The sequence below is a fragment of the Nostoc sp. C057 genome (genome assembly GCF_013393925.1).
Classification (GTDB): domain Bacteria; phylum Cyanobacteriota; class Cyanobacteriia; order Cyanobacteriales; family Nostocaceae; genus Nostoc; species Nostoc muscorum_A.
Genome location: NZ_CP040281.1, coordinates 3,218,953 through 3,245,803, shown reverse-complemented (window position 1 = coordinate 3,245,803; position 26,851 = coordinate 3,218,953). Strand labels below are relative to the sequence as shown.

Here is a 26,851-nt window from a genome sequence, read left to right as displayed (position 1 = left end):
GTGGGGTAAGCTGTTACGCAGCTTGATTGTATAATAAAGCTAAGTAATTAACCTAGCATTAGCCACCTATGCCAGCAAAAAACCATCTTTCTAAAGAGCAAAAGGAACGGTTACTAAAAACTCTAAAAGAGCATGAAAATCCATACGTAAGAGAAAAAATATTGATTTTATTATTAATGAATGATGGAAAAACTTATCAGGAAATTAGTAAGTTTTTAGACATTGCATATCCAACGGTAGCATATTGGGCAGTTCACGGCGATCCAGATAACCTAGAAAGTTTTTTAGATGGAAGAAGAGAAGGTAACTTCCGCAAAGTTACTAAAGAATATGAGGATTTATTATTAGAAACAATTGAAAAAGAACCACTAGATTATGGGTATGATTTTGGTCGTTGGACGGCAGCAAGACTAGCCACGTACCTCGAAAAGATAACAGGAATTAAGTTAAGTGGTTCGCAAGTTGGGAGAATATTAGAGCGAAAAAAATACGTTTACCTTTGGGCAAAATACAGCCTAGAGGACAAACAGAATCCTGAAATACGTAAGGCATTTAAAGAAAAATTGTCAGAATACTTAAGAATAAAAAATGTTGCCCCAGAGCGTTTACAGGTATGGTTTTGGGATGAGAGTGGATTTAGTTTGAGAGTGATAAGAAGAAAAAATTGGGGTAAGAAAGCAGGGCAAACGCATCTAAAGTATAAGAATCCTTTAATAGCAAGGGTTTTGGCGTTTTTTAATTTAGCCTATTTTTTCATCAAGATCCTTGCCCAGCAAGGGTTTCAGAAATCCCGTGCGTTCGCCCTGGGTAAGAAAGGTACAAGAAAACAAATCACAGGTCAAAGAAGAAGAGGAAGAGTAAATATTATGGGAGGGTTACGCTATCACGACAAGAAGAGAATGAATTTTGTGATTAAAAAAGGAAATGCAGATGTATTTTATGAGCAGCTTAAATCTTTGAATAATTTTCTTTTGCAAGAATGGATAGAGCAAGGAAATCCAATTGAGACTTTCAATAAATGTTCGGCGAAAATAGTGATTATCTTAGATAATGCCAGCTTCCATAAAAGAAAAGATATTTTAGTTCGTATCAAGGCAGAAATGCCAAATATTATCCTGGAATTTCTACCACCTTATAGTCCAGATTATAATTTAATTGAATTGGTTTGGCATTCAGCAAAAGAATATATAGCTCATAGATTGTTCGAGTCAGTATCAGAGCTAGAAGAGTTGTTAAATAAATTGTTAAATGAAGGAGGTCTTATTATTAAATGGGAACGCAAAATTAAAAATAAAGGTAATGCTATTTATTAAATTTAGCTGCGTAACAGCTTATCTCTCAAATATCTCTCAGATTAGTATACACCCATCCGTGAGAGGTTAGAACAAAGTGTTTTTTGTCAATCAGTTAAAATACTCAAAAAATCTTAAACAAGAATGATAATCGTGTTGAGGGTAGGGGAGGAGGTGAGCGACGCTCACCTCCTCCCCCCTATATTTGATTATCATTATCTTTAAAATGTTTAACTGCTTTTATAGGAGATGAAAAAGTATTGTAACGACGTAAAAAGTGGGCAGCATTGTTAGGTAAATTCAATTATCAAATGAGGGAATGAAAAGTTTGGTCTACCATTATGCCCAAGCGACAAAAACAAAACTCTGACCACGCGCACAAACATAATACTCCTACTATAGATAATGAGGCGATTTCTCAACACTTAGAAGCTTTATTAACACCAGCAGTTTTTGCTCAACAAAAATATTACAAGCAATTAGGATTACGAGATAGAATTCTGAATTTATCCTTAATGGTGGCAGCAGTATTAACACTGTTGTGGCGACAAGTTCCTGGCATTCAAGAGTTGAATCGTCTGTTAGCACGAGAAGGTTTATTATGGTGTCCTGTTACTAAAGTTGCCCAACAATCTCTTTCTGAAAGATTTTTAGTATTTCCATCTGAATTATTTGAGCGAGTATTTAAAGATCTGCTCCCTCAATTGCAATTTAATTGGCAGCAACGGCTCAGGCGCCACTACCAGATAGTGTTAAGTTTACACTGCGTAATTTTGAACGAATTTGGATTGCTGATGGGTCAACTCTAGAAGCTTTATTTCGGAAGTTAAAAAGCCTGGAAGACTTGAAAGCAGGGCAACTAGCAGGTAAGATTTGTACAATTATTGATTTGGTAACTCGCTTACCTGTCGAAGTTTGGTTTCACACTAATCCCGCAGCATCAGACACTAATTTTGAAGCGGCATTACTAAATTTACTGCCTGCTAAAACTCTGATTTTACTTGACAGAGGTTTTTATCATTTTCAATTTTTGCAACAACTTATTAACCAAGAAGTTCATTTTGTTACACGTTTAAAAGTTAAAGCATCTATTAAATACTTAAAGATTTTTAGCTATGACCATTCGCTTAAAGACCGATTAATTCAACTTGGTACTATTCGTCGTGGCGCACCAGTACTGACTTTACGTCTAATTGAAATAAAAGTCGGTAAAACTAGCTATTCTTACATTACTTCTGTCCTAGACCCGCAAATATTACCTCCCTACGTTGTTGCTGACTTATATCGGAAAAGATGGAGGATTGAAGAAGCTTTCTATGTCAGGGCGAACGCACGGGATTTCTGAAACCCTTGCTGGGCAAGGATCTTGATGAAAAAATAGGCTAAATTAAAAAACGCCAAAACCCTTGCTATTAAAGGATTCTTATACTTTAGATGCGTTTGCCCTGCTTTCTATGTGGTCAAACGTTTATTGGGACTTTCGTATTTATGGACTGGTTCTATTAATGGTGTGAAGTTACAAGTGTGGGCAACTTGGCTCTTTTATGCAGTATTGGTTGACTTGGGAGATGCGGTTGCAGACGAATTATCTCTGCCATTTGACCGCATTTCTTTAGAGATGATTTTTCGTGGTTTATATCATTTTAGCGTCGCCTATGACAAAGGTAAGGCGGATGACCCAATTCAGTACTTCGCTGCCAAAGAAAATCAAGATTTAGGAGTAGTTAAAGCCCTGCGAAAACCAGTCTCCAAGCTGGATTTATCGCCTTTTCCCGCACCCTCTTGACAAAAGTGCAATCACTCTAACCTCTCACTGATGGTATACACCTTAAGCGGCAGCCTCAGCATAGGGATAAGTTAACCTACCTCTAGCTGCTCATCCCCATAGGAGCCATCTTCAGCCATAAGAAAAAAGTTTAGTATTATAACCTGTAGCTAACTTACTAAGATGTCAGGGTTAGAGATATTAACCAGTGAAATTTGACATTCTAGACAATACCATTGCCAAAATAAGAGTATGAAGAGGTAGGGCATTTCGTAGTAGATTTATTGTCTCTCACAACGATAAATCAAACACTACAAGCAGCCCATGCCTGATATCTTATCACTGCTACAATGCCTGCTACCGCAGATCAACGCGACAACAATGCGGCAATTTAACCAAATAATCCTGGCTATGTTAACGATGAGCGGGCGAGTCACGATGTTGGGAATCTCGCGTTGGGCAGGCACTGGTGGTAGTTATCGGACGATATTAAGATTCTTTCAGACAGTAATACCTTGGGCGACGTTGTTTTGGCTATTTTTCCGTAAGCATTTATTCCGTGCAAATGAGGTGTATTTGCTTGCAGGAGATGAAGTTGTAGTGAGTAAATCAGGTAAAAAAACTTATGGTTTGGATAGATTCTTTTCCAGCCTAGTAAGTAAACCGATATTAGGACTGTCTTTCTTTACATTATCATTAGTAAGTGTTGAACAAAGGCACTCATTTCCCATTCAAATAGAACAGGTGATTAAGAGCGATGTAGAAAAAAGTAGTTCAACATTAGCCTCAGAAATAAAGCCTAAAGAAAAACGTAAGCGTGGACGACCAAAAGGAAGTAAGAATAAGAATAAAGCCGAGGTGATTTTAACATCTGAATTAGTGCGAATTCAAAAGATGATTAATTCGCTGTTCAAATTATTAGCTGGATTTGTGCCGCTTACTTACTTAGTGCTAGATGGGCATTTTGGTAACAATAATGCTTTGCAGATGGCACGTCTTGTTAACTTACACATAATTTCTAAGTTGCGCCACGATTCTGCATTGTATATCCCATATCAACATCCTGACTCCCATAAACGCTCTCGTCGTAAATACGGTGATAAGATTGACTACCATAACATACCTGATAAGTATTTGCGTAAAAGTAGCATAGAGGATGAAATTCAAACTGATGTTTATCAATGCACTCTCCTTCACAAGGAATTTGCCCAAGCACTAAATGTAGTTATTTTAGTTAAAATTAATCTTAAAACTCATGCTCGTAGTCATGTAATTCTATTTTCTAGTGACCTAAAGTTGTCCTACGAAAAAATAATAGATTACTACAAATTGCGCTTCCAAATCGAGTTTAATTTCCGTGATGCCAAGCAGTTTTGGGGACTGGAAGATTTCATGAACTTAAGCCAAACTGCTGTGACTAATGCTGTTAATTTAGCATTTTTCATGGTCAACTTGTCCCATCATCTTCTCTTGGATTTTCGTCTCCTTAATCCCGACTCTGGCATTATTGACCTGAAGACTCATTATCGTGGTTTTCGATATGTCCGTGAAATCTTAAAAATGCTTCCGGAAATGCCTGAGCCTATTTTATTAACCCAGATTTTTGCCAAGATTACTTCTTTGGGACGGATTCATAACGTTTCTACAGGCGTTGAACCCTCGTAAATTGGCAAAGGTATTGCTTTGGAGAGCGATTTTTTGTCGTAGGAACGAACATATCCGCCATCCATTCCCAGCACCAAGGGTAAATCAGGTCGGGGCAATTCTTCCCAATCTCTTGGACAGCCTTCAATGTATCCTCCTTTTTCTTCACCCAACTCGTCTTCTAAGCGTTGACCAATTGTGTGTAAGTTATTCCGTATCGCTGTAGTGTTTATTTCACCTTCTATTGGTAGTACTTCCAGTTATCACCGAAATCATATTCGTATAAAAAACGCTCTCTACCTCGCCAGCCAAAATCTGATAGTTTGACAACTTTAGGATCGTCAGAAAACCACATTCCCTCAATTTGGGCAATCCCGTAATGCTTACCGTGGATTATGAAACGATGTAAGTGGGAATCAGTCCATCCCATTACTATCTGGATGATGTAGTGCAAATCGGCGATCGTGCTGTCGCTGCGGATTTTTATCCTACGCCAAATCATGGGGCTGATGCCCAGGATAAAAATATGAAGCTGGTAGATGACAAGTTGCTCAGAATCTGACATTGCGTCATCTTACCGTATTGCCAGTCCCATCTCCCCCGAAAAAAATCGCTCTCAATGAAGACAGAACTTAAAGAGTTTACAATCTTGTTAAGTTGCGATCGCTTATACCATTTCACAAAATTATTCATACAAATCACTATTCTTGCTCCCCCTGCTCCCCCTGCAAGAATCTGTATCAATCTTAAAGTGAAACGGTATTACTATGAGACATACACTTATTCCTTCCCATCTGCTCTGTCATGGGTTGTTTGTAAAAAAGGTGACAGTTCTTTATTTAACTTACCTGCGCGGACAAACTCAGCGTAGGTATCAGCTTCAATTGCCAGCAGTTCCCCTCGCAGTTCTTCGGTTGTAAATTCTTGTAAATTTGGGTATTCATCAAGTAACTTATCAATTTCCAGGACTTACGCAACTGGCACAGTGCGATCGCATTTTTATAGTAGTTATGTACTAGAAGGTGGTGGTGTACTCAGAGAACATTGCTGAAATTAGTAACAGTAATCGGCTGTATTAAGTATTCATCAAATCATGAGAAGATTAGCTGAGGAGGCATAAAATAAATCCTGTAGCTTTATGAGATTTACTAAACTTAACTATTGCCAGTACTTGTTAAGTAGTCAGATTAATTATACGCTGACAAATTTGGCAGAGCATTTAGAGCAGATCAGTCATGATAAAATCAACCGTTATTTAAAGAACGAAAAATTAACACCTCGGATTCTTTGGGATAACGTGAAAGATTTAATAGAAATAAATGAGAACGCCTACTTGGTTTTTGATGACACAGTAATTGATAAACGATATGCTATTGAAATAGAGCCAAGTAAACGCCAATATAGTGGCAATGAGCATGGTGTAATTCAAGGGATTGGGCTAGTAAATTGTGTATATGTAAATCATGAACTCGGAAAGTTTTGGGTAGTTGACTATCGCATTTATGACCCAGAACGAGAAAAAGAAAAACAAAGATAGACCATGTGATGGAGATGCTGCAAAACCTTGTGTATAATAAGGTTTTACCATTTCAAGCTGTCTTGATGGACACTTGGTATGCGACAAATAAATTGATGTTATATATTGATGGATTAGGAAAATATTATTATTGTCCTCTAAAACGTAATCGACTTGTTGATGATACAGCAGGTGAAGAAGATTATCAAAAAGTTGAATTGTTATCTTGGAATGAAGAGGAGTTGAAATCAGGTAAAATAGTTAAAATAAAAAAGTTTCCTCAAGCGAAAAAAAGTGAAACTGTTCCGGGTAATTGTCTCCACCGACAAAACGGATTTTATCGCTACAAACGATTTATCTCAAGATTCTACGGACGTTGTACAAAAAGTGTGTAAGGTACGATGGAAGGTTGAGGAGTTTCATAGAGAATTAAAACAATTGACTGGTATTGAATCATGCCAATGTCGTAAGGGTCGTATTCAAAGAAATCATATTGCCTGCGCTATTTTAGTTTGGCTTAGGCTCAAAAATTTAGCTTATAAAACTGGTCAAACAATCTATCAAATTAAGCATGGATTGTTATCAAATTATTTAGTTCAGCAACTAAAACGTCCGAATGTTCCCATGTTTATTGCCTAGTTGTTTGGCGCACGGCGCGGCTACACCGCGCCATTGCTTGTGACAGTTGCGTAAGTCCTGTGTAGGAATCATTTGTGAGTTTTAAAATTATTTTTTAATCAAACCACAGAGTCGCAGAGAACACGGAGAGAAGAATCAAGAGAAATTTTTCAGAAATAACTTAGGACTGATATATACCTTTTTCATAGTTTTTATACTAAAGTTAACATTGCTGATTAATCCCAATTTTTAATAGCACTGTTACAGTCTAAAGATTTAATAACAGCATAATACCGTTCTTGTACATCTTTGCGGTCTTGTTCTTGTGATAGCCCCTCATTACTGTCCTGCAAAATCATGTCAGCATGATATCGTAAGGCTTTACAGTATTGACTATTGTTTGTGTAATTGGCAATGGTAGCTATAGTTTCTAATAACCGAATAGTTACTCCTGCATCTGACTTTCCATATTGCCGAATTTGATTAAAAGCACGGTCAAGCAATCTTTGAAAATCTGCTCCTTCGGCAATTATGCGTAATTTTTTATTGCGATCGCAACGGTAGGGCGAAGGGAAATCCCTTTGCACTAAGTGACACAATCCGGCGCTAATTCGATCGATACAGCGAATTGCAGTAAATGGATCGTTGATTCCGGGGGAAATGGCACGCAGAGCAATTTCTACTAATTGATCGATGGGAAACTCTACATCTTGTTGTTCTGTACGTTCTATGCCCAGAATAAAAGCATCATTAATTTCATTAACTAGTTTTGTATTTAACACTTCTCCAGGAAAAACTATAACTAAATCACTACCTTTGACTATAAATTTTCCCGGTCGAGTCTGAAGCCAGGGCGAACGCACGGGATTTCTGAAACCCTTGCTGGGCAAGGATCTTGATGAAAAAATAGGCTAAATTAAAAAACGCCAAAACCCTTGCTATTAAAGGATTCTTATACTTTAGATGCGTTTGCCCTGAGTCTGAAGCCGTATTAGTAGATTGTATTTACAAGCAATATTTATGAGTTCTTGGTCATCAATTGCTTGTAAATAACCCGTGGCGATCGCTCGAATGGGACAAGCTTCTTCTTCAAAGTTAACTGGGATGGACGGTGTTACCTGCTGCTGTGCTTTACTATATCCAATTTTTTCGGGAAACAGGCGATCAATAGTTTTGTGTAAATCACTACTAACATTTCCAATTACGTGCGATGCCTGAATGATGGTTGAAGCATGATGGATAAAATAAATCAAAACACCAATACTAACAATGGCGAGTAAAGTACCAACTGTGACTGCAAGTTGTGGTACAAACTGTTCATATCCATCTCCTTGTCCATGAATTGTCCGAAGTACTAGTAAGCAGTAGATAAAAGTGCCAATGAATGTGCCAAGTACAACCTGATTCCCAGTGTCTTGCATAAAATTACGCAAAAGCCGCGGCCCAAAATTGGAAGCAGCCAGCTGAAGCGCCACGATTGTAATTGAAAAAGCTGTCGCAGCAACGCTAATCATTGAACCTGCAACCGATCCGAGAAGCGATCGCGCTCCATCTGCGCCACCAGTGTACATCCACCAATAATCAATTCCCACTTTGCCTGTGCGGTCAAGAGTAAGCATTGTGAAAGCTAAAGCAGTAGCTACTACCGCCATTACTGCTGGAATAAACCAGTAGCTTGAGTGCAACTGATCCCAAAGTTTGCTTAATTTAACGTTTCTCATTGTTCGTTGATTTGAGCATCTACCTTACCGTTGTCATCTCGTGAGGAGCGCTCTTGAGCAAGTAACCTGAGTGAATCACCAATGTTGCGGGGTTTTGGTACTTTGCCTTTACCAGATGGCCAACCTTCTCGCTGACGGGAGCGATCGCCATCTATCTCTTCTGTCTGGTCATGGAATAAAATTTGCTGTGTGGGAAAGGGTAAATCAATGCCGTTTTCAACTAACGTTTTCTTAATTGTAGAAAGCACCTTGTCCCTTGAGGCGAGGTCATCTGCACGTCGTGGCGGGTTAATCCACCAACGAACGCGGATATTAACGGTACTTTCGGCAAGTTCCATGAGCAGCACATCAGGTGCAGGGTCTTTCAGTATTTCCGGCACACTATGCAATGCTTCAAGCATTAACTCCTTGGCTCGGTCTATATCATCGCCGTAACCAATACCGACATCATACTGTAGTCGGCGACTGTCAAAGGCAGTGTTTACAGTTACCGAATTAGTGAACAATTCTGAGTTAGGAATCACAATACGGCGACCATCGTAAGTTCTAATTGTTGTCGCTCGTGTCTCAATATTTTCTACAGTCCCTTCAAAATCTTTAAAAACTATTTGGTCATTGATTTGGAACGGCTCTGTCAAGAGAATCAGAATCCCAGCCAAGAAGTTTTGTAGGATGTCACGAAAGGCAAAGCCGATAGCTACGCCGCTAATGCCCAGTAGTTGTATCAAATCTCCGGCTCGGAATGTCGGTATTACAATCGACAAAGCAACAAATAGCCCGATTAACAGTATTGTACCTTGCGCCAAGCGTCCCAGTACTAGTCCTAGATTCCGAGCTTGGTGGCGATCGCGAGTCAATCGTTTAACTACTCTCTTAATCGCTCTAGCCACCGCGAAGAAGATTGCAAAGACAATCAATGCCAGCACGATATTCGGCAGTAAGACAATGAATCCGTTAATCATTCCCTGAACTCTGTCCCAGAGTGCGGATATATCTGCATTCATGATCTTACTTGCTTAATTAGTCAACCTTAATTAACATATAAAAATATCCTGATACTTAACTCCACCTTTAGTTAGTTTTTCCTATCTATAAATAGGATGAAAAATTTATTTTATGGCAAGATAATAGGATTTTAGATATTAGACATCTGGTAAAAATGAATGTACAGAGGTAGCACTTCTACGTCTGTAGAAGAGTTTAGAATAACGGATATTTAAACTCGGTCGATATCTATTTTATTTGTGAGGAGAATCTGATTTTTCTCCTCTGACTTCTTTCACCTGACTAACTTCAAAAATCAGGTAAAAACGTTGCCCAGTTTCTTTTTCAAGAAACGCTTCTAACAGACTTACTTGCTTTGATGTTACAGCTTCTTGTGCGCTAACACTCAAGCGAACTTGGGGCGGATTACTCAGCCAATTAGTATCAGTTTTCAGTAGTTCCAAACGTTGAAAAGTTACAGTTCGGTTCAGCAGTGCCTTTCTCAAATGGGTTTCGAGTTCTGCTTGTCTAACTAATCGGGTAAAGCTCACAGTTAAAGGTATCAGTAAAACACCTGTTAACGCCAATGCCCATAGCAGCGCTTTTTGGGCGCGATCGACAGGAGAATAGCCGGTGAATAAAAATGTCAGCATACAAGCAAGGCTAATACCCAAAAGGTTCGTTAGGTAGAGCAAAGTCGCTCCTAAGCTGAGTGACAAGTTAAATTTTGCTAGACCTAAACCGATGACGCAAATTGGGGGCATAAGGGCAACAGCTATTGCTGTCCCTGCCACACTAGCAGAGATTTTTGAATTAACCTTAGCGTAGCCACTGATATAACCTGCTGCGACTGCAATACCCAAATCAAGTAGGTTAGGTTTGGAGCGAGATAGCACTTCACTGCCGAAACTAGGTAGATTAACGATCCAACCGATACTGCAAGAAATTAAAAGTGCTAGTAATGTGCCTAAAAATACTGCTATTACGCCTTTACGAAATAGGTTAATATTTCCAATTAATGCACCAAAGGCTAAACCTCGAATTGGCAACATTAGAGGTGCAATAATCATTGCGCCGATAATTACAGCATTGCTATTGGCAAGTAGACCAAATGTAGCGATCTCCTTCGGAGGAGCTTCGCTAACGCACATGAGCCAATAATCAAAATCAAATATGTTGCGTCGAGACTAGACTCTTCCAACAATTCATGTACTAACTGTTTTAGTTGTGATGGTTCAACTCTTTTGCGCTTAAAACCCCGAAAGCGATCGCGAATATTATTTATCAAAACTCCTCCAAATCAAATGATTTTAGATTCTGGATTTTAAACAAAAGCTTTAAGTAAGTCGGTGTAATTAAAGCTAACTGGCGGTGATTTTCATTAGTCCTTTGTCATTGTTCATTGGTAAGGGTTTTAAGCATATTTATGTTTCGTAATATAATTTGGTTTATTCCCACCAACTTACTTAGCATAGAATATCGTTATCAAGATAAATAATGCATTAGATAGCAACATTTATTTCCAGAAGTCAGGATGAAAGTGGAAGTCGAACTGTAAATGTACTACCTAGGCCAGGTTGACTTTGAACGTGAATATTGCCTTTATGCGCTCTGGCGATCGCGATTGCGATGGCTAATCCCAATCCTGAACCGCCAGAGGTGCGAGAGCGGTTGCGATCTACTCGGTAGAAGCGATCAAAAATTCGCTGTTGATGTTCAACAGCAATACCAATTCCTGTATCTTCAACTTTAATCATGGCGTAAAGCTCACTCTTTTCTAAAAAAACCGTGACTTTTCCACCGCTAGATGTAGCTTGAATTGCATTGGCAATTAAGTTGGAAATTAAGCGATAAAGCTGTTCTTCATATCCCATCACATACAGTTTTTCTGAGACTTGCACCTGTTTAGAGAGATTTACCTTAGTTTCTACTGCCAAAAATGCTAATTCCTCAGTTAAATCGCTAATTAAATCATTCAAACAGCAAGATTGATATTCTCCTGTTAGTTCTTTTTGGTCTATCCTAGTTAATAGCAATAAATCTCCAACTAATTGTGATAAGCGCCGATTTTGGCGTTTGAGTACATCTAAAATTCCCCCATTGGATTTTGGTTCTTGCTGTAACTTGATAGCAGCTTCAATAGTAGAGTACATTGCTGCTAAAGGTGTGCGAAACTCATGGGCAGCATCAGCAGTAAATTGTTGCATTTGTTGGTAGGAAAGATATACAGGTTGCATTGCCCTTCCTGCCAACCACCAACTAGACAACCCAACGAAAATCATGGAAATTGGCAATCCCAACACCAAAGCTAATCTTAAATAAGCAATATGTTGGTCTAAATCAGTGATACTACGCGCCACTTGTAGATAACCCGAAACCTGGTTTTGAGTATACAAAGGTAAAGTGATTTCGCGGTATCGAGTGCCAGAGTCATCTGTTAATATTTGCCAATGCTCTAATGCTGAGGTAATCGGAAAATTGTCAAGTTCCATGCCTCCACTAGCAAAAAGTTTTCCTGAGCGATCCAATAAGCGGATATAGTAATTAACTGGATTCGCCACCTCTGTGATTGATTTTTTAATAGATGTTCTTTTAGGCAAACAATTTGTCTGACCCACACATAATTCTAAAGAAAATTCTTTATTCAGGCGTTGTAATTGTCCGGGTTGTTGCCAAGCCGGTTCAATACTTTTATGGAGTGCGTTTGCGACTGATTGCAATCCCTGGTCTATGGTTTCATAGTAGGCATGGGCAACCACACTATAAACCCCCAAACTAGATAGCCCTAAAATACCGCCCATGACGAGGGTATACCAAGCTGCCAGGCGCAACCTAGTCTGGTGGAAAATCGGGTTGCGTTCCATATTTCTATAACCTTGGTGAAAGTGTCACTGTCCAGTTAGCAGAAATCATCTGCCTATTTCCGCAGCCGGAATATTGAGACGATAGCCCACACCATAAACAGTTTCAATTAAAGCTTCGTTCTCTTCTTCTCCTAATTTGCGTCTCAATAAGCGAATTTGTGCTGCTACGACATTGCTAACTGGTTCTGCACCAATTTCCCAAAGCTGATTAATAATTTGGTCGCGGCTGACAATTTGGTTAGGATGTCTCATGAAATATTCCAACAATTGAAATTCCTTGATAGTTAAAAAGAATACTTGATTTTCTCCGTGACCAGACTGACGAGTAAGTTGATGAGTGCTGTAATTGAGTGTCAGACAACCTACTTGTAAACGGCGGGGTTGGACTTGAGGTGTTAGCGTTGCTCCTACGTAAGAGGATCGCCGTTGTAATGCCCGCAATCTTGCCAGCAGTTCTGCCATATCAAAGGGTTTAACTAAATAATCATCTGCACCGCTATCTAAACCAATAATCTTTTCTTCCATCCGGTCTTTAGCCGTTAGCATTAATACAGGTAGAATTAATTGGCGCGATCGCAACCATTTACACAACTCTATCCCCGAAACTCCAGGCAGCATCCAATCAAAAATCGCAAGTGTGTACTCAGTCCAGCCAGTTTCTAAATATTGACATGCCTGAGTACCATCTAGAAACCAGTCAACTATATACGCCTCATGGCTCAGGACTTGTTTGATTGCTGAACCTAAATCTGCTTCATCCTCAACTAATATTAGCCGCATAGTCAACCCAATGCTAAAAGCCTTCTTTAATTACGCTTTCACAAAAAAGTAAAATAATTATGAAATTTTTATTATACTCAAGAAATAAATATTGATGCCTCCATAGTTTTTGATTCATACAAAAATAAAGTTTTTCTGCTTTTTGACTTATCAATAATTATTATCTCAATAGTAGGAAGCAAACTTTATATAGCAATCATAAATGAGTTTTGAAAAATATTTTTTTAATCGAACCACAGAGATGTAGAGAACACAGAGAGGTAATAAGTAGGGCTTTTCACGAATAATTTAGGACTGGTATAGCTATTTTATAAACGATGTTACAACTATCAATAACATAGTTGTAACAAAAACATTTTCTTAGTAAGAATATGACTCCATTGTGACTGTGGGTTGCCTTTATTGACATGATTATCGAACAGAATTCAGGAGTCAGAATGGGTTAAACCGCCTCGCTACCCCTAACAGAATGAATTTTGTACGAAAAAGTGGATAGCGCAGCGTAAAGCCTTCTCTTTCAGAGACGCTAACGCGAACGGCATAAGCTTCTCTACGAGAGGCTGCGCCAACGCTTAGAGCGAGTTAGACGCTCAAGGATTCGCTTTGCGCGTCGCTATCGAGCGTCTTGATTCTGACCGGAGGCGGAGCGTCTCCGCCTCCGCTCCTGAATTGTGACTTCTGAATTCTTCTTCAATTTGGATTAATTCGTAATTCGTAATTAATTTTTTGTTTATATAGCTTGCATTTTTTCACCTTGGGGTTTTGATAGTGCTTGTAGTTCTTCCCAACTATAGTGACTAGGTAATTCAATTGGTTTGTGATTTGCTCCTAATCCCAATCCAACTGTTGGTTCGAGTTCTTCAGTAAATTCCTCTACATATTCTGCCAACTTATTGGCTGCAAGCCCACCAGTAATTGCCCCTGCAAGCCCACCAATTGCAGCACCCATCTTACCACCAATTGAGCGACCCAGCGCGGCTCCTGCAAAGCCACCTCCCACAGCACCTAGACCTGTCACTAAGGGATCAGAATTTATCTGTTCTGACTCGTCCTGTTGAGATTGAATCTGTGGTTGCTCAATTGGTGTAATTTGTCGTTCATCTTTGGTCATAATCTTTCTCCTTTTTACTATTTACTCTTGACCGATAACCTAGTTCATTTCAATAGTTAAGCTATGCCTTAGTGTACCCTTCCCTACGGGATGCCAAGGGTGAACGGGATTTTGCTACACGGAGCGTGCTACAAGTAGATCGCCAACACGCAACGCATTCGCCATAATCGTGAGTGTAGGGTTAGCACCGGAATTTGACGGAAAGAAGCTACTATCTACCACATAGAGATTATCGACATCATGAGTACGGCAATTGATGTCAAGAACTGAGGTTTTGGGATCTGTGCCAAATCGACAACTGCCGCATTGATGAGCAACTGCTTGTTCAGGTAGATGAGTGCGGGGATAAATGCTAAATGGCAAGACGTGTTTAGCAGAGTGAGGGATTGACTTGAGTACAGATGTCCAGCGATGAATTAAGCGATCGCTTGCTTCGTTATTGTTCAGTGTATAGTCAACATGAATCTTATCGCCCACCATCCGAATCCGATTATTTGGATCTGGTAAATCTTCTGTCTGTAACCACCAGCCAACCGATCGCTTGGCCAGCAAATGGCGCTCAAAATGAGGAATCAGCTTGACAAATGGAGCCATCAGTGGCGGTGCTTCTCCGGGAATCATATCGGCAAGTACATTACCTGTATTCTGCACCATGCCCATTGGATAGGGGAAATCCGGCTCTCCCCAGTAAAAATCGTTGACAGCGATGGTTTTTTGAAAGTTGGCGTGATTCACTTCTAGATGTATGGAAACTATGGCCGTTTCCAGTTGCTTCATGAAATTCCGCCCCACTTGATCGGAACTATTTGCTAATCCGTTGGGATGTTTGTCATTAGCAGAGCGTAACAGCAAAGCAGCTGAGTTGACAGAACCACAGGCAACAACCACAATATCGCTTGTGAACCAATGTTGCTCTCCTCCAATTTCAGTTTCTACCTTTGTCACTTCTCGCCCCGACTCACTGGTATGCAGCCGCAAGACTTTGGCATTAGTTAAAAGAGTAACATTGGCATACTTTTCACGAGCCGGACGAATGGCGTTGACATCAGCATCGGCTTTTGCTTGTACTAAACAGGGGTATCCGTCAAAAGTATCGCAGCGAATACAGGGACTCTTGGTGCGATCGCTTTCATTCAGCTTTAATCCTAATGGCAGGTGAAATGGATAATAACCCAGTTCCCGAATGCCATCAGCGAGAGACTGCATATCTGGCTCATGGCTGACTGGCGGATAAGGATATGGTTCGCTGCGAGGTGGTTCTGTGGGGTCTTCTCCTTCCTGTCCATGCACGTCATATAGCTTTTCTGCTTGGGTGTAGTATGGCTCAAAGTCTTGATACTTCAAAGACCATTCTGGAGAAATTCCTCCTTTATGAATTACCCTTTCAAAATCTCGCTCCCGGAATCTAATTAGGGCTGCACCGTAGAGTTTGGTATTGCCACCAACCCAGTAACCTGTCTGAGGTTGAAAGGCTTTACCTTCCTTGTTATACCATTGCTCATCAGTATGGTAACGATGTTTTTGATAGACTTCCTCTGGGTTCCAGTTAGCTTTCTCTCTCGGTAAAAAGTCGCCTCTTTCCAGTACGAGAAATTTTTTACCTGTAGGTGCAAGGCGGTGGGCTAATGTACCTCCACCGGCTCCTGTACCGATAATAATAATGTCGTAATGTTCTGTGATGCTAGTCATAATTGATAATTAGTAATTTCATATTAATTACGGTTTAATTTCTTTCATGCTGTCAAGTAATTTGGCAATGTTTTAAGTTCATTTATAAGTTTTATCAAAATTTAAATAGCTCTAAAGACAGATTCTTATGCTTAGACTAAAGCTTTAATTACAATATTGCTTCTCTCTAATGGATTAATATTTATTTATGCCTAAAGACAGGTTAGTATTTCATTTTAATTTCATTTTTTATTTCTATTGTATGAATTAGCTATGTAATCTCTTTACAAAAATAGGAAATAAATTTTGGTTGGCATTTTTGATGAAGCTATTAATTCGATGTGTTAAAAAATATTTAATTTTAAAAATGAATAACTTTGTTTTGAATAAAAATAGTCTTTTGGTGCAATCTATATCTATGGTTCAATGTTAATAGAAATCAATAAAGTAAGAATTAGCTTTATAACAATTAACTTTAATATTGTATTTAGTAACTGATGAAAACAGCTAGAAGCTTTACACTCAGTACCGCAAGCCGGAAGTCAAAAGTATTATAGAATCAATTTTTTAGGGGTTTTAAATGGTTGCTCTATTTCCGCCTTGGCGTACTCAGTTGGTTACACGATATTAAATATACATTTATAGTATTTTAGTATTAATTTAAACCTGCTATTTATCGTCAGTAGCCAAGTTAAATAACAGGAGATTTCTATGCCTGAAGCCATTGAGATTTATGACGATCGCCTCCTTGCTATTGTACGCCCCGGTGCTTTACTCCAGGAGCTAGCCAATGGTGCAGTCCATAGCGAGGGGCCTGTTTACTTCCATGAAGATGACAGTGTTGTGTGGAGTGACGCTCACGGCAACCGCCTGTTACGGTGGAGTCCCACTGACAATGTGACTGTCCTACGAGATCCATCTGATTACCAAAGCGGTAATTACCGTGACTTAGAGGGTCGTCTGGTTGCCTGTTCCTCTGGTCTGCGTGCTATTATCCGATGCGAAGACAATGGTGAATGGAAGGTTTTAGTCGATCGCTACCAAGGCAAACGCCTCAACAGTCCAAATGATTTGGTAGTAAAAAGCGACGGCACGATTTGGTTCACCGATCCGCCTTATGGGATTACCGAGCCAAACCAAGGTTACGGCGGCGAACAGGAACAACCCGGAAGTTACGTCTATCGCTTTGACCCGACAACAGGTGAGATTTATCCTGTAGTAACAGACATGGTGCGCCCGAATGGGTTGGCTTTCAGTCCAGACGAAAGCATGCTGTATGTTTCAGATACAGCTGCGTTTAATATTCCTGGAGGGCCTCATCATATTCGTGTCTATGAGGTTGTGGACAATCGCTATGTAAAGAATGGGCGTGTATTTGCAGTCATTGAACCAGGACAACCGGATGGACTGCGGGTTGACGAACATGGCAATGTTTTTACTAGTTCTCAAGACAGCGTGCAGATATACGCCCCCGACGGAACTCGCTTAGGAAAAATTTTTGTACCGGAGACATCAGCTAACCTGACTTTTGGTGGTAAAGAAGGCGATTCCCTTTCAGGGACACTTCGTGAACGCTTATTTATCACAGCCGGTCATTCGTTATATGTTATCGACCTTAATACCCGTGGTGTACAACTATGATTTATCAATTTGGGTTGGGTGTAGCGTTAAGCGGAGCTATTCCGAAGGAACTCGCTTTTTTCGTAGCTGAATTTAATTTCCCACAGCTAAGTCCACACTTGTTAAGTTCACTTTCTCCTGTGTATCCTGACGGATTTCCCGGATTAGCACTTTTACTTCTCAGAGTTAGCCTTGGCTGGTTGTTTATACTACACGGCTATCCCAAGATAACGCATCTTCGACGGTGGGCTGAGTCTCTAAAAACGCCTGTCTTTCTTTGCTTTTTATCAGCTGCATCGATGTTAGGTGGCGGAATTTTTCTGATTCTTGGATTCGTCACACTCTTAGCAACTTTGCCCATTCTCTGCTCAATGATTTTTGCGATATATTTGCACATCTCTGGAAGTAAGCCTTTTGTAGCTCAAGATCCATACTTAATTCCTAAAGAACAGTATCAGGGTGCTTTAGGACAAGGTGAACCGCCAAGTTGGGAAAAGGCTTTTATGTATTGCGTTATGTTAATTGCGATCGCAGTTTTAGGCCCTGGTGCTTATTCGCTTGATGCTTTGATTTTTGGAAGTTGAGTTATTTTCTCGTTAACACTGCATTGTACCAGACAGGCGATTTTGTAAGAGATAATTGAAAGTACTCTTCTACGGGAGTAGGGTAGTGATGACCGAGTTACTTGAAAAAGCGATCGCCAAGCTCAAAACTTTGCCTGAGTTCACTAAATATGACAATGCGTAATTCTTTTATCCCATACGAAGTTGGACTTAGACTTCACACCGAGAGTATAGAAACTATCATTAATGCTCTCCTTGAAAAACAAGAGACGCTTTACTCACAGGCTCTAAATGCTACCGATGATTTCGAGAAAGAAAGGTGCTTCGACGACTTAGCTGACTGGAATTATGAACTTATAAAACTTGCCGAGTTGCTCTTAGTGGACATATCTCATTGGGTAGAGCGTGAAATGAAACGACTTGTAGCTGCTCTACCAGAGAACTTCTCTACTAAGAAAATATCCTATATGGAAAGTCGCAATCTCTTTTCTGATAAGACAGGTGTTGATCTTAAAAAGATCCCAGGCGACTTTGAGCTAAATGTTCTGCGGTTATTTGCCAACTGCTGGAAGCACAATGCTAACCCGAAACCATCTGAAAAACTTTGCAAGGATCTCAATATTAATACTGATCCTGCATTGATAGTGGGGCTTCTCACTTCAAAGGAAGTCAGCAAAAGTTTAGGAAGCTTGCTCAACCTCACGGAAGGAAATAGTAAGCACTATGAAATTAATATTGTGCGTGCTTATGCGATGTGTGCTTACGACTATCTCACTACCCTTGAACAAAAGCTTAATTGATGCAGTTTTAACGTATATTTATTGCAATATTTTAGTCCTTGTATTTTCATTATTTTAGTCCTTGTATTTTCATTTAGATAATTTTGTGACAAGCAAAATTGGGTGTCCGTCAGGATCTTTAACTAGACAACCTTGCCGATAAGGAAAAGAGCGATCGCTAAACTGCACAATCCGCGACGATACAAACTCAACCCCGTTACGCCGTAGCTTATCCACTAACTGCTCAAGATTATTTACAACTAGCTCAATTTGGATATGTGCAATATCGCAACTTTTCCAGTCACTCGGTATTGAGCGACCTTTTCCAGGCACAATATAGTCTAACAGTTCAATTCCCACACCATCTTCAACAGGTCGCAGTGCTGTAATTTTGACTTCGGCTCCTGGTAAATTATCCAAGCGAGATTGGGTTGCACGCCAGTTGAGGCTGCGGCTATCAATTTGCATTCCCAGGATGTTGCAGTAAAAGTGTAGACTCTGCTCGGTATTGGAAATAGCGATCGCACTATGATCGATTCCCAAAAACAAGCTATGGCTATTTTGATGCCATTGATCTTGTCCTTTATCAGGCGGAAACCAAATTAACTCTAAATCATGACCATCAGGGTCTTTAAACTTAAAAGCGCGGACACCACCAGACGCTTGATTACCAGGTGGTATTGTCTGCGGTGCAACGGAAATTGGTTCAATGGAAAATGAACGCAAGTGAGCATAAGCACGATCCATATCACTCACTACAATTGCCAGATGTTGAAACCACAGGTCATTACTTTGTGAATAGCTGGGGATGGGTTTACCCTGAATATTAAGATACTCCATCAACTCGATAAGTTCATCACCTAATCGTAAAGTGATAATGCGAATTTTTGCCCCAGTCACACCTTCTAAGTCGCTATAATCCTGTCCTTCAACAGTAATGTCAGAAACGAGTTCAAAAGCAAGTGCTTGTGTATAGAATTCCAAAGAGCGCTCGCCGTTTGTCACTGTTAAGCCAATAGCTCTAATTCTTTGTACTTGTACATCGGTTTGATTAGACATATTCAACAGACTTTGTACTTATTCTGTACTAGCTTCGCAAAAATTCAATATCAGTCTTGTATAAATCAATCAATATAAAAAATATTATAAAATTTATCTCTAGCTTAAGAAAGACATGCAACTGACTTTATCCTTTAAAGATTTCATCCAATAATGAAATCGTGATGAAATTTTTATAGTTCTTTCGGTAGAGATATTTATTATTCCAATGGCTAGAAGCGTTCATTCTCGCAAACCTCTAAAGTAATGCCAGAATCACCAAAATAACTAGTCAAAATTTAAACACATAAGCAAAATGTGTAATTGGTATAAAAATTTCAACGTAGGACAGCTTGTTTCAATTTGGATTCAATCATAAGTTTTCAATATCAGCTATCTTCAAACTTTGCAAATGAAAATACATAGCAAAAATTCTGAAAACGTATTATGAGTTATTCTCCTTATCTGCTTAAAGGTCAAAAAGCACTTGTGACAGGTGCTAGTTCTGGAATTGGTGAAGCGATCGCTCGTTATTTGGCTGCATCAGGTGCAGCAGTAGTTATTAACTATCATTCGGAAGCTGAATCAGCCCAAAAAATTGTTGATGATATCAAAGCTGCTAATGGTGAAGCTTTTGCCATACAAGCTGATGTCAGTAAAGAAGACCAAGTAAAGGCAATGTTCAGCCAAACCCTTAAACAATTTGGCACTATTGATATTTTAGTAAGTAATGCGGGCATTCAAAAAGACTCAGCATTTATAGATATGACTCTGGATCAATGGAATGCAGTGATTGGGATAAATCTAACGGGACAATTCTTGTGTGCTAGAGAAGCCGCAAAGGAATTCTTGCGTCGAGGTGTGAAGCCTGATATTTCTTGTGCGGCAGGTAAAATTATTTGCATGAGTTCCGTACATCAGGTAATTCCCTGGGCAGGTCATGTCAATTATGCTGCTAGCAAGGGTGGTATTAATATGATGATGCAAAGTATTGCCCAAGAACTTGCCCCTCACAAAATTCGTGTTAATAGTATTGCTCCTGGTGCAATCAAAACCCCAATTAATAAATCAGCTTGGGATACTCCACAAGCAGAGGCGAAGTTACTACAATTGATTCCAGCAAAACGTGTGGGTGATGTAGAAGATATCGCCAAAGCAGCAGTTTGGTTGGCTTCTGATGACTCTGATTATGTCAATGGTACAACACTGTTTGTAGATGGTGGGATGACTTTGTATCCGGGTTTTACAGAGAATGGTTAAGATAATTCGTAATACTTCTCTACGAGAGGCTGCGCCCGAAGCGTAGCTATGCCGCAGGCTTTACAGCTACGCTCAGTACAAGTTCGTAATTCGTACTTAAGTTTTGTAACTGGGATTTAAAAAGAGCCAGAAAACTTGCCGCTTGTTGTCAGCGGGGGAATTAAAGCCACAGAATTGGTTAATTGAAAATGCCTACAAAAGTTACTGTCAATTCGGGTTTGATAACCATTAACGATGGTTCATCTTTTTTAGTAACGGCTAGTGATGGTTCTATCGACGAGAATTTACCTCAAGGTTTTTTTGTTTGGGACACACGGCTAATTTCTTACTACGAAATTTCTCTTAATCGCTATCGACTTTCGTTGCTAGCCTCTAGCAATATCACCCATCATAATGCGCTTTACCAATTTACTAATCCGCAACTTCCTACTATCAACGACTCTTTACCTCCTGGTAGTTTGCTTGTAACTGTTCGGCGCGATATTGTGGAAGGGATGCATGAAGATATTGATATAACTAACTATCACAATGAAGTTGTTGAGTTTCAATTAATGCTAGCTGTGCGTTCTGATTTTGCGGATATTTTTGATGTCAAATCACAGCAAATTTTGACGCGAGGTGAAACACAAACCAGATGGGAAAATGGTGTACTCACTACTGAATATCGTAACGGCTCTTTCTTGCGAGGCATTGTGATTGAGCCAGTTTGTGGTAATTCTGAGCCACGCTATGCCAATGGTCGTTTAATGTTTGATGTGGTCATCGCTCCTGGGAAAACATGGCACACTTGTGTCAATTTTACGGCTTTAGCTGATGGAAATGTTTTCAAACCTCAAAACACCTGTGCTGTGCCTCACAGTACGAAAGCCGGAAAGGTTAGGGATGAATTTCTGACTAATGCCACAAAGTTGCGATCGTCTAATGCTGAAATTGCCGAATACTATCAGCAAGCGATCGCAGATATGGGAGCGTTGCGGATTGAGGTGGATGATAATGGACATCAATTTTGGATGCCTGCTGCTGGTATTCCCTGGTTTGTTGCTGTTTTTGGACGTGACTCAATAATTGCTAGCTTACAAGCGATCGCAGTTTATCATGAATTTGCTCGTGGCACGTTACTGAAACTGGCTCAACTCCAAGCTACTGAGTTGGATGATTGGCACGATGCCCAACCGGGCAAAATGCTGCACGAAAAGCGCCGCGATGAGTTAACTACATTAAACCTACTTCCATATCATCCTTATTACGGAACAGTAGATACTACCATCCTTTGGATTGTTACTTTAGCTGAAGCCTTTAACTGGAATGCCGATGTCAGTATGCTTGATGAATGTCGAGCGCCACTGGAAAAGGCACTAAGTTGGATTGACAAATACGGCGACTTTGACGGCGATGGCTTTGTTGAGTATTTAACTCATTCGCCAAAAGGATTACGCAATCAAGGTTGGAAAGATTCGGGTGATGCAATAGTTTACCCCAATGGGCAGTTAGTTGAGCCGCCAATCGCTTTGTGTGAAGTGCAAGGTTACGTTTATGATGCGTGGCTGAGGGCAGCTTTAATTTATGAAGTCTGGGGCGAAAAAGAGCAAGCCAAAAAGCTACGTCAAAAAGCCGAAGAACTTTATCAACGATTTAACGATCGCTTTTGGATGGAATCAGTTGGTTTTTACTGTTTAGGATTAGACGATAAAAAGCAGCAAATTCAATCAATTACCTCAAATCCTGGTCATCTGCTTTGGTCTGGTATTGTCCCACAGGAACGAGCAAAAAAACTTGTTAACCGACTTTTTCAACCAGATATGTGGTGTGGTTGGGGTGTACGGACTCTTTCATCTGAAAATCCGGCATATAACCCAATTAGTTATCAACGGGGTAGTGTTTGGCCTCATGATAACTCCATAATTGCTGCCGGATTAAAACGATATGGCTATCACGAAGAAGCTAATCGCATTGCTGAGGGGATTTTTGCTGCTGCTAGTTATTTTCAAGCTGGGCGAATGCCAGAATTATTTGCAGGAATTGAACGCCAAGATAATAACTTTCCCGTACCTTATCCAGATGCCAATATTCCCCAAGCTTGGGCTGCTGGTTCAATTTTCTTACTCATTCGTACTATTTTAGGACTCAAAGCTGATGCTTCAAAACAACAGTTAAAAGTACAGCCGAATCTACCAGATTTCTTACCCGATTTAGAACTCATCAATTTGTCTGTGGGAGACGCTACGGTGGGATTGCGATTTTGGCGCAATGGCGAACAAACCCAATGGGAAGTTATCCATCTCGATGGTGAATTGGAAATTTCTACTAATTAAAAATTGCGATAAAACTATTCTGAATAATTGATAAAAATGAACACTATAAACCCTTTCAGCGACCCCATAAATGGAATTTTCCTAGCACTCAGTATGACATTTTCTATGTTTTGGGAAATTCTTTGGGCGCTCATTCTTGGTTTTACCCTATCAGGTATTGTTCAAGCGGTAATTTCTAAAGGGGAAATGAGCCGACTACTACCAGATGCGTCACCAAAATCGATCGCAGTAGCCTGTGGTTTAGGTGCAGCTTCATCGTCATGTTCTTATGCTTCTGTCGCCCTTGCCCGTTCCATCTTTCGCAAAGGTGGTAACTTTACAGCAGCGATCGCATTTCAATTTGCCTCAACTAATTTAGTCATTGAACTAGGCATCATCTTGGCAGTATTAATGGGGTGGCAATTTACCCTGGCTGAGTATGCCGGTGGGCTGTTGATGATTGTAATATTAGTATTTCTGTTTAAAGTATTCCTAAAACCCCAGATGGTGAAAGCAGCTAAACAGCAAGCTAACCGGGGACTTTCCGGTAAAATGGAAGGACACGCCAACATGGACATGTCAGTAACAGAAGGTTCCATTTGGCAAAGGATTTTTTCTGATAAAGGATTTACATCTATTAGCCACTACTTTGTTATGGACTGGGTTTCTGTGTGGTTAGATATTGCGCTGGGATTAGTAATTGCAGGTGCTTTGGCTGCTTGGGTATCCAATGACTTTTGGCAAGCATTCTTTCTCACAGATCACCCGATATGGTCGAAGTTATGGGGGCCAATTGTCGGGCCAATTGTAGCGATATTTTCCTTTGTTTGTTCTGTGGGTAATGTTCCTCTAGCGGCTGTGCTGTGGAATGGAGGTATTAGCTTTGGAGGTGTAGTAGCATTTATTTTTGCCGACCTGATTATATTACCAATTTTGAATATTTACCGGAGATATTACAGTTTAAAAGTTAGCATATTTCTAGCGATCGCTTTCTACGCAGCAATGGTAAGTGCGGCGCTAATTATTGAAGTTCTGTTCCAAATTTTGGGTTTAATACCACAAGAACACAACGCCAAAGTAGTTGAGGCATCTATCCAATTTAACTACACTACAGTATTAAATATTTTGTTTTTGTCCCTAGCAGCTTTACTAGTTGCGCGGTTCTTTAAAACTGGCGGGCCGAATATGCTGAAAATGATGAATAATCGCAGCAAAAAAGAACATAGCGAACACCATAATATGATGCATTATATTGTGAGGAAGAGGAGAAAGAAATGTGTGAGAAACTTACCTATTTAGAAGCTAATATTTACAATCATGGCAACTGATTCATCTAATAAAACAATCTTTGCAGCGATGGGGGCTAACTTAGCGATCGCTATTACTAAATTTATCGCCGCCTCTATTACTGGCAGTTCCGCTATGATATCTGAAGGTATTCATTCAGTTGTAGATACTGGCGACCAACTATTACTTTTACTAGGAATTAGCAGGAGCCAAAAACCAGCAGATGATATAGCGGTTATTAGTCTAGTTCAGTACACTAGAAGAGAGCAATTCTACTGATAATTGGTGGCGATGAAAGCTTACTCTCTCGACTTGCGCCAGAAAATTGTTGATGTTTATGCCTGCGGTGACATTTCCCAACGAAAACTGGCTAAAAACTTTGGAGTCACCTTAAGTTTTGTGCAAAATTTACTCAAACGCCATCGAGAATTGGGCACGATAGTCCCCAAGGTGCGGATTGAGCAGACACCAACAAAGTTGAATGCCGAACAGCTCGAAATTCTGCGCCAGCTCGTCACAGCACAGCCCGATGCGACGTTAAGCGAATTGCGGGAACGACTTTACGAGAAAACAGAGGTCTTAATTGGGGTAGCCACGGTGAATCGGATGGTTCGTTGGAAACTTCACCTAAACCTCAAAAAAAAGTCTCCACCCCACCAAAAAAGGCAGTGATGAAGTCCAACTAGCCCGATTTGAGTACTGGAAACTCTTGAGGGGCATACCCGTCGAAAATCTGATTTTCTTAGATGAATCGGGAGTCAATCTGTCTTTCATCCGCAAATGTGCCCGCGCCTTACCAGGGAAACGAGCTTATGCTCAAAAGCCCAACCGCAAAGGAAAAAATGTCTCGGTAATTGGTGCCATTAGCTTGAAAGGATTGCTCACCCAATGGAGTGGTTTAGGTTCTATCGATGCCTTGACCTTTGATGCCTTCATCGCTCAAAAACTCATACCTCAGCTTTGGCCTGGCGCAGTCGTGCTCATGGATAATTGCTCGATCCATAAAAGTGATGAACTTGAAGCTTTGATCATCGCTGCTGGTGCTCACCTGATTTATCTCCCCCCCTACTCTCCCGATTTTTCACCGATTGAGAATTGTTGGTCTAAGATTAAGAACATTCTCCGTCGCATCGGTGCAAGGACATACCCTGATTTACTCCAGGCATTAGATGCGGCATTTGCAGAAGTGACGATAGAGAATTTACTCGGCTGGTTTACTCACTGCTGCTACTGTACTTCAGAAGACTGATAACCGCTATAGTCATCCCTTTGGTTATGGCCAAGAACTTTATTTCTGGACTTTTATCGTTGCTATCCTCATCTTTGCTATCGGTGGCGGGATGTCAATTTATGAGGGAATTACTCATTTAATTAACCCCAGTCCTTTAGAAGACCCAATGTGGAATTATATTGTGTTAGGTATAGCAATACTATTGGAGGGTTATTCTTGGACTGTAGCTTTAAAAGAGTTTTTGCCGACAAAGGGCAAACAAAATTTTTGGCAAGCTATCAAAAATAGTAAAGATCCTACAGTAATTACAATATTATTTGAGGATACTGCTGCCATTTCAGGTTTACTCGTTGCCTTAATCGGAATATTTTTAGGTCATCTATTTAATAATGTTTATTTTGATGGTATCGCCTCAATTATCATTGGCATTATCTTAGCTATAGTAGCAGTGGTACTAGCGAGAGAAAGTAAAGGATTATTAGTTGGTGAAAGTGCCGATACTCAAACTATAGCTAATATCCGTTCTTTGTCAAAAACAGAACCAGGAGTGAAAGAAGTTATCCGGGTGCTAACAATGCAACTTGCTCCCAAAGAAGTATTGCTCAACTTAGAACTTCAATTTTCTCACAATCTTACAGGTGAAGAAATAGCTTTAACTGTAGAAAATTTAGAAGCAAACATTCGCCAAAAGCATCCTGAGATCAAACAAATTTTTATTGAAGCTAAATCCTTAACTGCATCTCGCAAATATTCTCAAAATTCTCAATAATTTTTGAATCAAAGAAAAATCAACTACAGCACTGAACTGGACAGAAATTT

Annotated in this window: 21 protein-coding genes and 5 pseudogenes; 15 read left to right on the top strand and 11 right to left on the bottom strand. The window is 40.0% G+C overall.

Features of this window, described 5'->3' with window-relative positions; genetic code table 11:
• Positions 1 to 68 precede the first annotated feature (68 nt).
• The 4 genes and pseudogenes from FD724_RS40860 (at position 69) to FD724_RS14045 (ending at position 4,722) form a co-directional block, all read left to right on the top strand.
• On the top strand, positions 69 to 1,313 hold the full coding sequence (locus FD724_RS40860; RefSeq protein ID WP_256874557.1) for an IS630 family transposase: 1,245 nt from the start codon (positions 69 to 71) through the stop codon (positions 1,311 to 1,313).
• A gap of 320 nt (positions 1,314 to 1,633) precedes the next feature.
• Positions 1,634 to 2,601, top strand: a pseudogene (locus tag FD724_RS40855) (IS4 family transposase); the annotation flags it as partial.
• Positions 2,602 to 2,739: 138 nt separating this feature from the next.
• Positions 2,740 to 3,066: pseudogene (locus FD724_RS14050) on the top strand (IS4 family transposase); the annotation flags it as partial.
• Between the two features lie 315 nt (positions 3,067 to 3,381).
• Positions 3,382 to 4,722 carry a transposase gene (locus FD724_RS14045; protein ID WP_179071337.1) on the top strand — a complete coding sequence of 447 codons (1,341 nt, stop codon included), beginning with the start codon at positions 3,382 to 3,384 and terminating at the stop codon, positions 4,720 to 4,722.
• Here FD724_RS14045 and FD724_RS42070 read toward each other — a convergent pair.
• The 3 genes and pseudogenes from FD724_RS42070 to FD724_RS40845 form a co-directional block, all read right to left on the bottom strand.
• Complete coding sequence (locus FD724_RS42070; RefSeq protein ID WP_179073043.1) at positions 4,689 to 4,874, bottom strand: hypothetical protein; 186 nt, start codon at positions 4,872 to 4,874, stop codon at positions 4,689 to 4,691. The two genes, FD724_RS14045 and FD724_RS42070, sit on opposite strands and share 34 nt — an antisense overlap.
• A gap of 68 nt (positions 4,875 to 4,942) precedes the next feature.
• Positions 4,943 to 5,266, bottom strand: a complete 324-nt coding sequence (locus FD724_RS14035; protein WP_179073042.1) for a plasmid pRiA4b ORF-3 family protein — start codon at positions 5,264 to 5,266, stop codon at positions 4,943 to 4,945.
• A gap of 215 nt (positions 5,267 to 5,481) precedes the next feature.
• Positions 5,482 to 5,664: pseudogene (locus tag FD724_RS40845) on the bottom strand (sodium:proton antiporter); the annotation flags it as partial.
• Positions 5,665 to 5,839: 175 nt separating this feature from the next.
• On the opposite strand from FD724_RS40845, the pseudogene FD724_RS14030 reads away from it, so the two are divergent.
• A pseudogene (locus tag FD724_RS14030) lies at positions 5,840 to 6,856 on the top strand (transposase).
• A 215-nt stretch (positions 6,857 to 7,071) separates the two neighbouring features.
• Here FD724_RS14030 and FD724_RS40840 read toward each other — a convergent pair.
• The 7 genes and pseudogenes from FD724_RS40840 to FD724_RS13990 all read right to left on the bottom strand — a co-directional run bounded on the left by FD724_RS40840 (position 7,072) and on the right by FD724_RS13990 (position 15,984).
• Positions 7,072 to 8,556: pseudogene (locus FD724_RS40840) on the bottom strand (DUF2254 domain-containing protein).
• Positions 8,553 to 9,560 (bottom strand): mechanosensitive ion channel family protein, encoded by a 1,008-nt coding sequence (locus FD724_RS14015; RefSeq protein WP_114084976.1) that lies wholly within the window; start codon positions 9,558 to 9,560, stop codon positions 8,553 to 8,555. The pseudogene FD724_RS40840 and the gene FD724_RS14015 overlap by 4 nt, the downstream one beginning before the upstream one ends.
• 234 nt (positions 9,561 to 9,794) lie before the next feature.
• Positions 9,795 to 10,691, bottom strand: coding sequence for a DUF389 domain-containing protein (locus FD724_RS14010; RefSeq protein WP_372726513.1), 897 nt, complete (start codon positions 10,689 to 10,691; stop codon positions 9,795 to 9,797).
• A 378-nt stretch (positions 10,692 to 11,069) separates the two neighbouring features.
• Positions 11,070 to 12,404 (bottom strand): two-component system sensor histidine kinase RppB, encoded by a 1,335-nt coding sequence (gene rppB / locus FD724_RS14005; RefSeq protein WP_114084977.1) that lies wholly within the window; start codon positions 12,402 to 12,404, stop codon positions 11,070 to 11,072.
• A 45-nt stretch (positions 12,405 to 12,449) separates the two neighbouring features.
• Positions 12,450 to 13,184, bottom strand: coding sequence for a two-component system response regulator RppA (gene rppA, locus FD724_RS14000; RefSeq protein WP_179073041.1), 735 nt, complete (start codon positions 13,182 to 13,184; stop codon positions 12,450 to 12,452).
• A gap of 730 nt (positions 13,185 to 13,914) precedes the next feature.
• A complete protein-coding gene (locus tag FD724_RS13995) occupies positions 13,915 to 14,295 on the bottom strand; it encodes a hypothetical protein (RefSeq protein WP_242060865.1) in 381 nt (126 codons plus the stop codon).
• Between the two features lie 114 nt (positions 14,296 to 14,409).
• On the bottom strand, positions 14,410 to 15,984 hold the full coding sequence (locus FD724_RS13990) for a GMC oxidoreductase (RefSeq protein WP_179073040.1): 1,575 nt from the start codon (positions 15,982 to 15,984) through the stop codon (positions 14,410 to 14,412).
• A 690-nt stretch (positions 15,985 to 16,674) separates the two neighbouring features.
• On the opposite strand from FD724_RS13990, the gene FD724_RS13985 reads away from it, so the two are divergent.
• The 3 genes from FD724_RS13985 (at position 16,675) to FD724_RS13975 (ending at position 18,946) form a co-directional block, all read left to right on the top strand.
• The gene (locus FD724_RS13985) at positions 16,675 to 17,604 is read left to right on the top strand and encodes an SMP-30/gluconolactonase/LRE family protein (protein WP_179073039.1); all 930 of its coding nucleotides are present in this window, start codon (positions 16,675 to 16,677) and stop codon (positions 17,602 to 17,604) included.
• Positions 17,601 to 18,167: a DoxX family protein gene (locus tag FD724_RS13980; RefSeq protein ID WP_179073038.1), complete on the top strand. Its 567-nt coding sequence runs from the start codon at positions 17,601 to 17,603 to the stop codon at positions 18,165 to 18,167. Before FD724_RS13985 ends, FD724_RS13980 begins: the two co-directional genes overlap by 4 nt.
• Positions 18,168 to 18,316: 149 nt before the next feature.
• Positions 18,317 to 18,946 (top strand): hypothetical protein, encoded by a 630-nt coding sequence (locus FD724_RS13975; RefSeq protein WP_179073037.1) that lies wholly within the window; start codon positions 18,317 to 18,319, stop codon positions 18,944 to 18,946.
• Between the two features lie 69 nt (positions 18,947 to 19,015).
• Here the strand turns inward: FD724_RS13975 and FD724_RS13970 are convergent, their stop codons facing one another.
• Entirely contained in the window at positions 19,016 to 19,984 is a 969-nt protein-coding gene (locus FD724_RS13970) for a VOC family protein (protein WP_179073036.1), read from the bottom strand.
• A gap of 426 nt (positions 19,985 to 20,410) precedes the next feature.
• Here FD724_RS13970 and FD724_RS13965 point away from each other — a divergent pair, with 426 nt between their 5' ends.
• The 7 genes from FD724_RS13965 to FD724_RS13940 all read left to right on the top strand — a co-directional run bounded on the left by FD724_RS13965 (position 20,411) and on the right by FD724_RS13940 (position 26,801).
• Positions 20,411 to 21,223: an SDR family oxidoreductase gene (locus FD724_RS13965; protein WP_179073035.1), complete on the top strand. Its 813-nt coding sequence runs from the start codon at positions 20,411 to 20,413 to the stop codon at positions 21,221 to 21,223.
• A 188-nt stretch (positions 21,224 to 21,411) separates the two neighbouring features.
• Positions 21,412 to 23,535: an amylo-alpha-1,6-glucosidase gene (locus FD724_RS13960; protein WP_179073034.1), complete on the top strand. Its 2,124-nt coding sequence runs from the start codon at positions 21,412 to 21,414 to the stop codon at positions 23,533 to 23,535.
• 36 nt (positions 23,536 to 23,571) lie between these two features.
• The gene (locus FD724_RS13955; RefSeq protein ID WP_179073033.1) at positions 23,572 to 24,813 is read left to right on the top strand and encodes a permease; all 1,242 of its coding nucleotides are present in this window, start codon (positions 23,572 to 23,574) and stop codon (positions 24,811 to 24,813) included.
• A gap of 18 nt (positions 24,814 to 24,831) precedes the next feature.
• Positions 24,832 to 25,080, top strand: a complete 249-nt coding sequence (locus FD724_RS13950) for a cation transporter (RefSeq protein ID WP_256874556.1) — start codon at positions 24,832 to 24,834, stop codon at positions 25,078 to 25,080.
• A 12-nt stretch (positions 25,081 to 25,092) separates the two neighbouring features.
• Positions 25,093 to 25,473 (top strand): transposase, encoded by a 381-nt coding sequence (locus FD724_RS40835; RefSeq protein ID WP_256874500.1) that lies wholly within the window; start codon positions 25,093 to 25,095, stop codon positions 25,471 to 25,473.
• A 37-nt stretch (positions 25,474 to 25,510) separates the two neighbouring features.
• Complete coding sequence (locus FD724_RS40830; RefSeq protein WP_256874344.1) at positions 25,511 to 26,050, top strand: IS630 family transposase; 540 nt, start codon at positions 25,511 to 25,513, stop codon at positions 26,048 to 26,050.
• Positions 26,001 to 26,801 carry a cation diffusion facilitator family transporter gene (locus FD724_RS13940; RefSeq protein WP_256874596.1) on the top strand — a complete coding sequence of 267 codons (801 nt, stop codon included), beginning with the start codon at positions 26,001 to 26,003 and terminating at the stop codon, positions 26,799 to 26,801. Before FD724_RS40830 ends, FD724_RS13940 begins: the two co-directional genes overlap by 50 nt.
• Positions 26,802 to 26,851 lie beyond the last annotated feature (50 nt).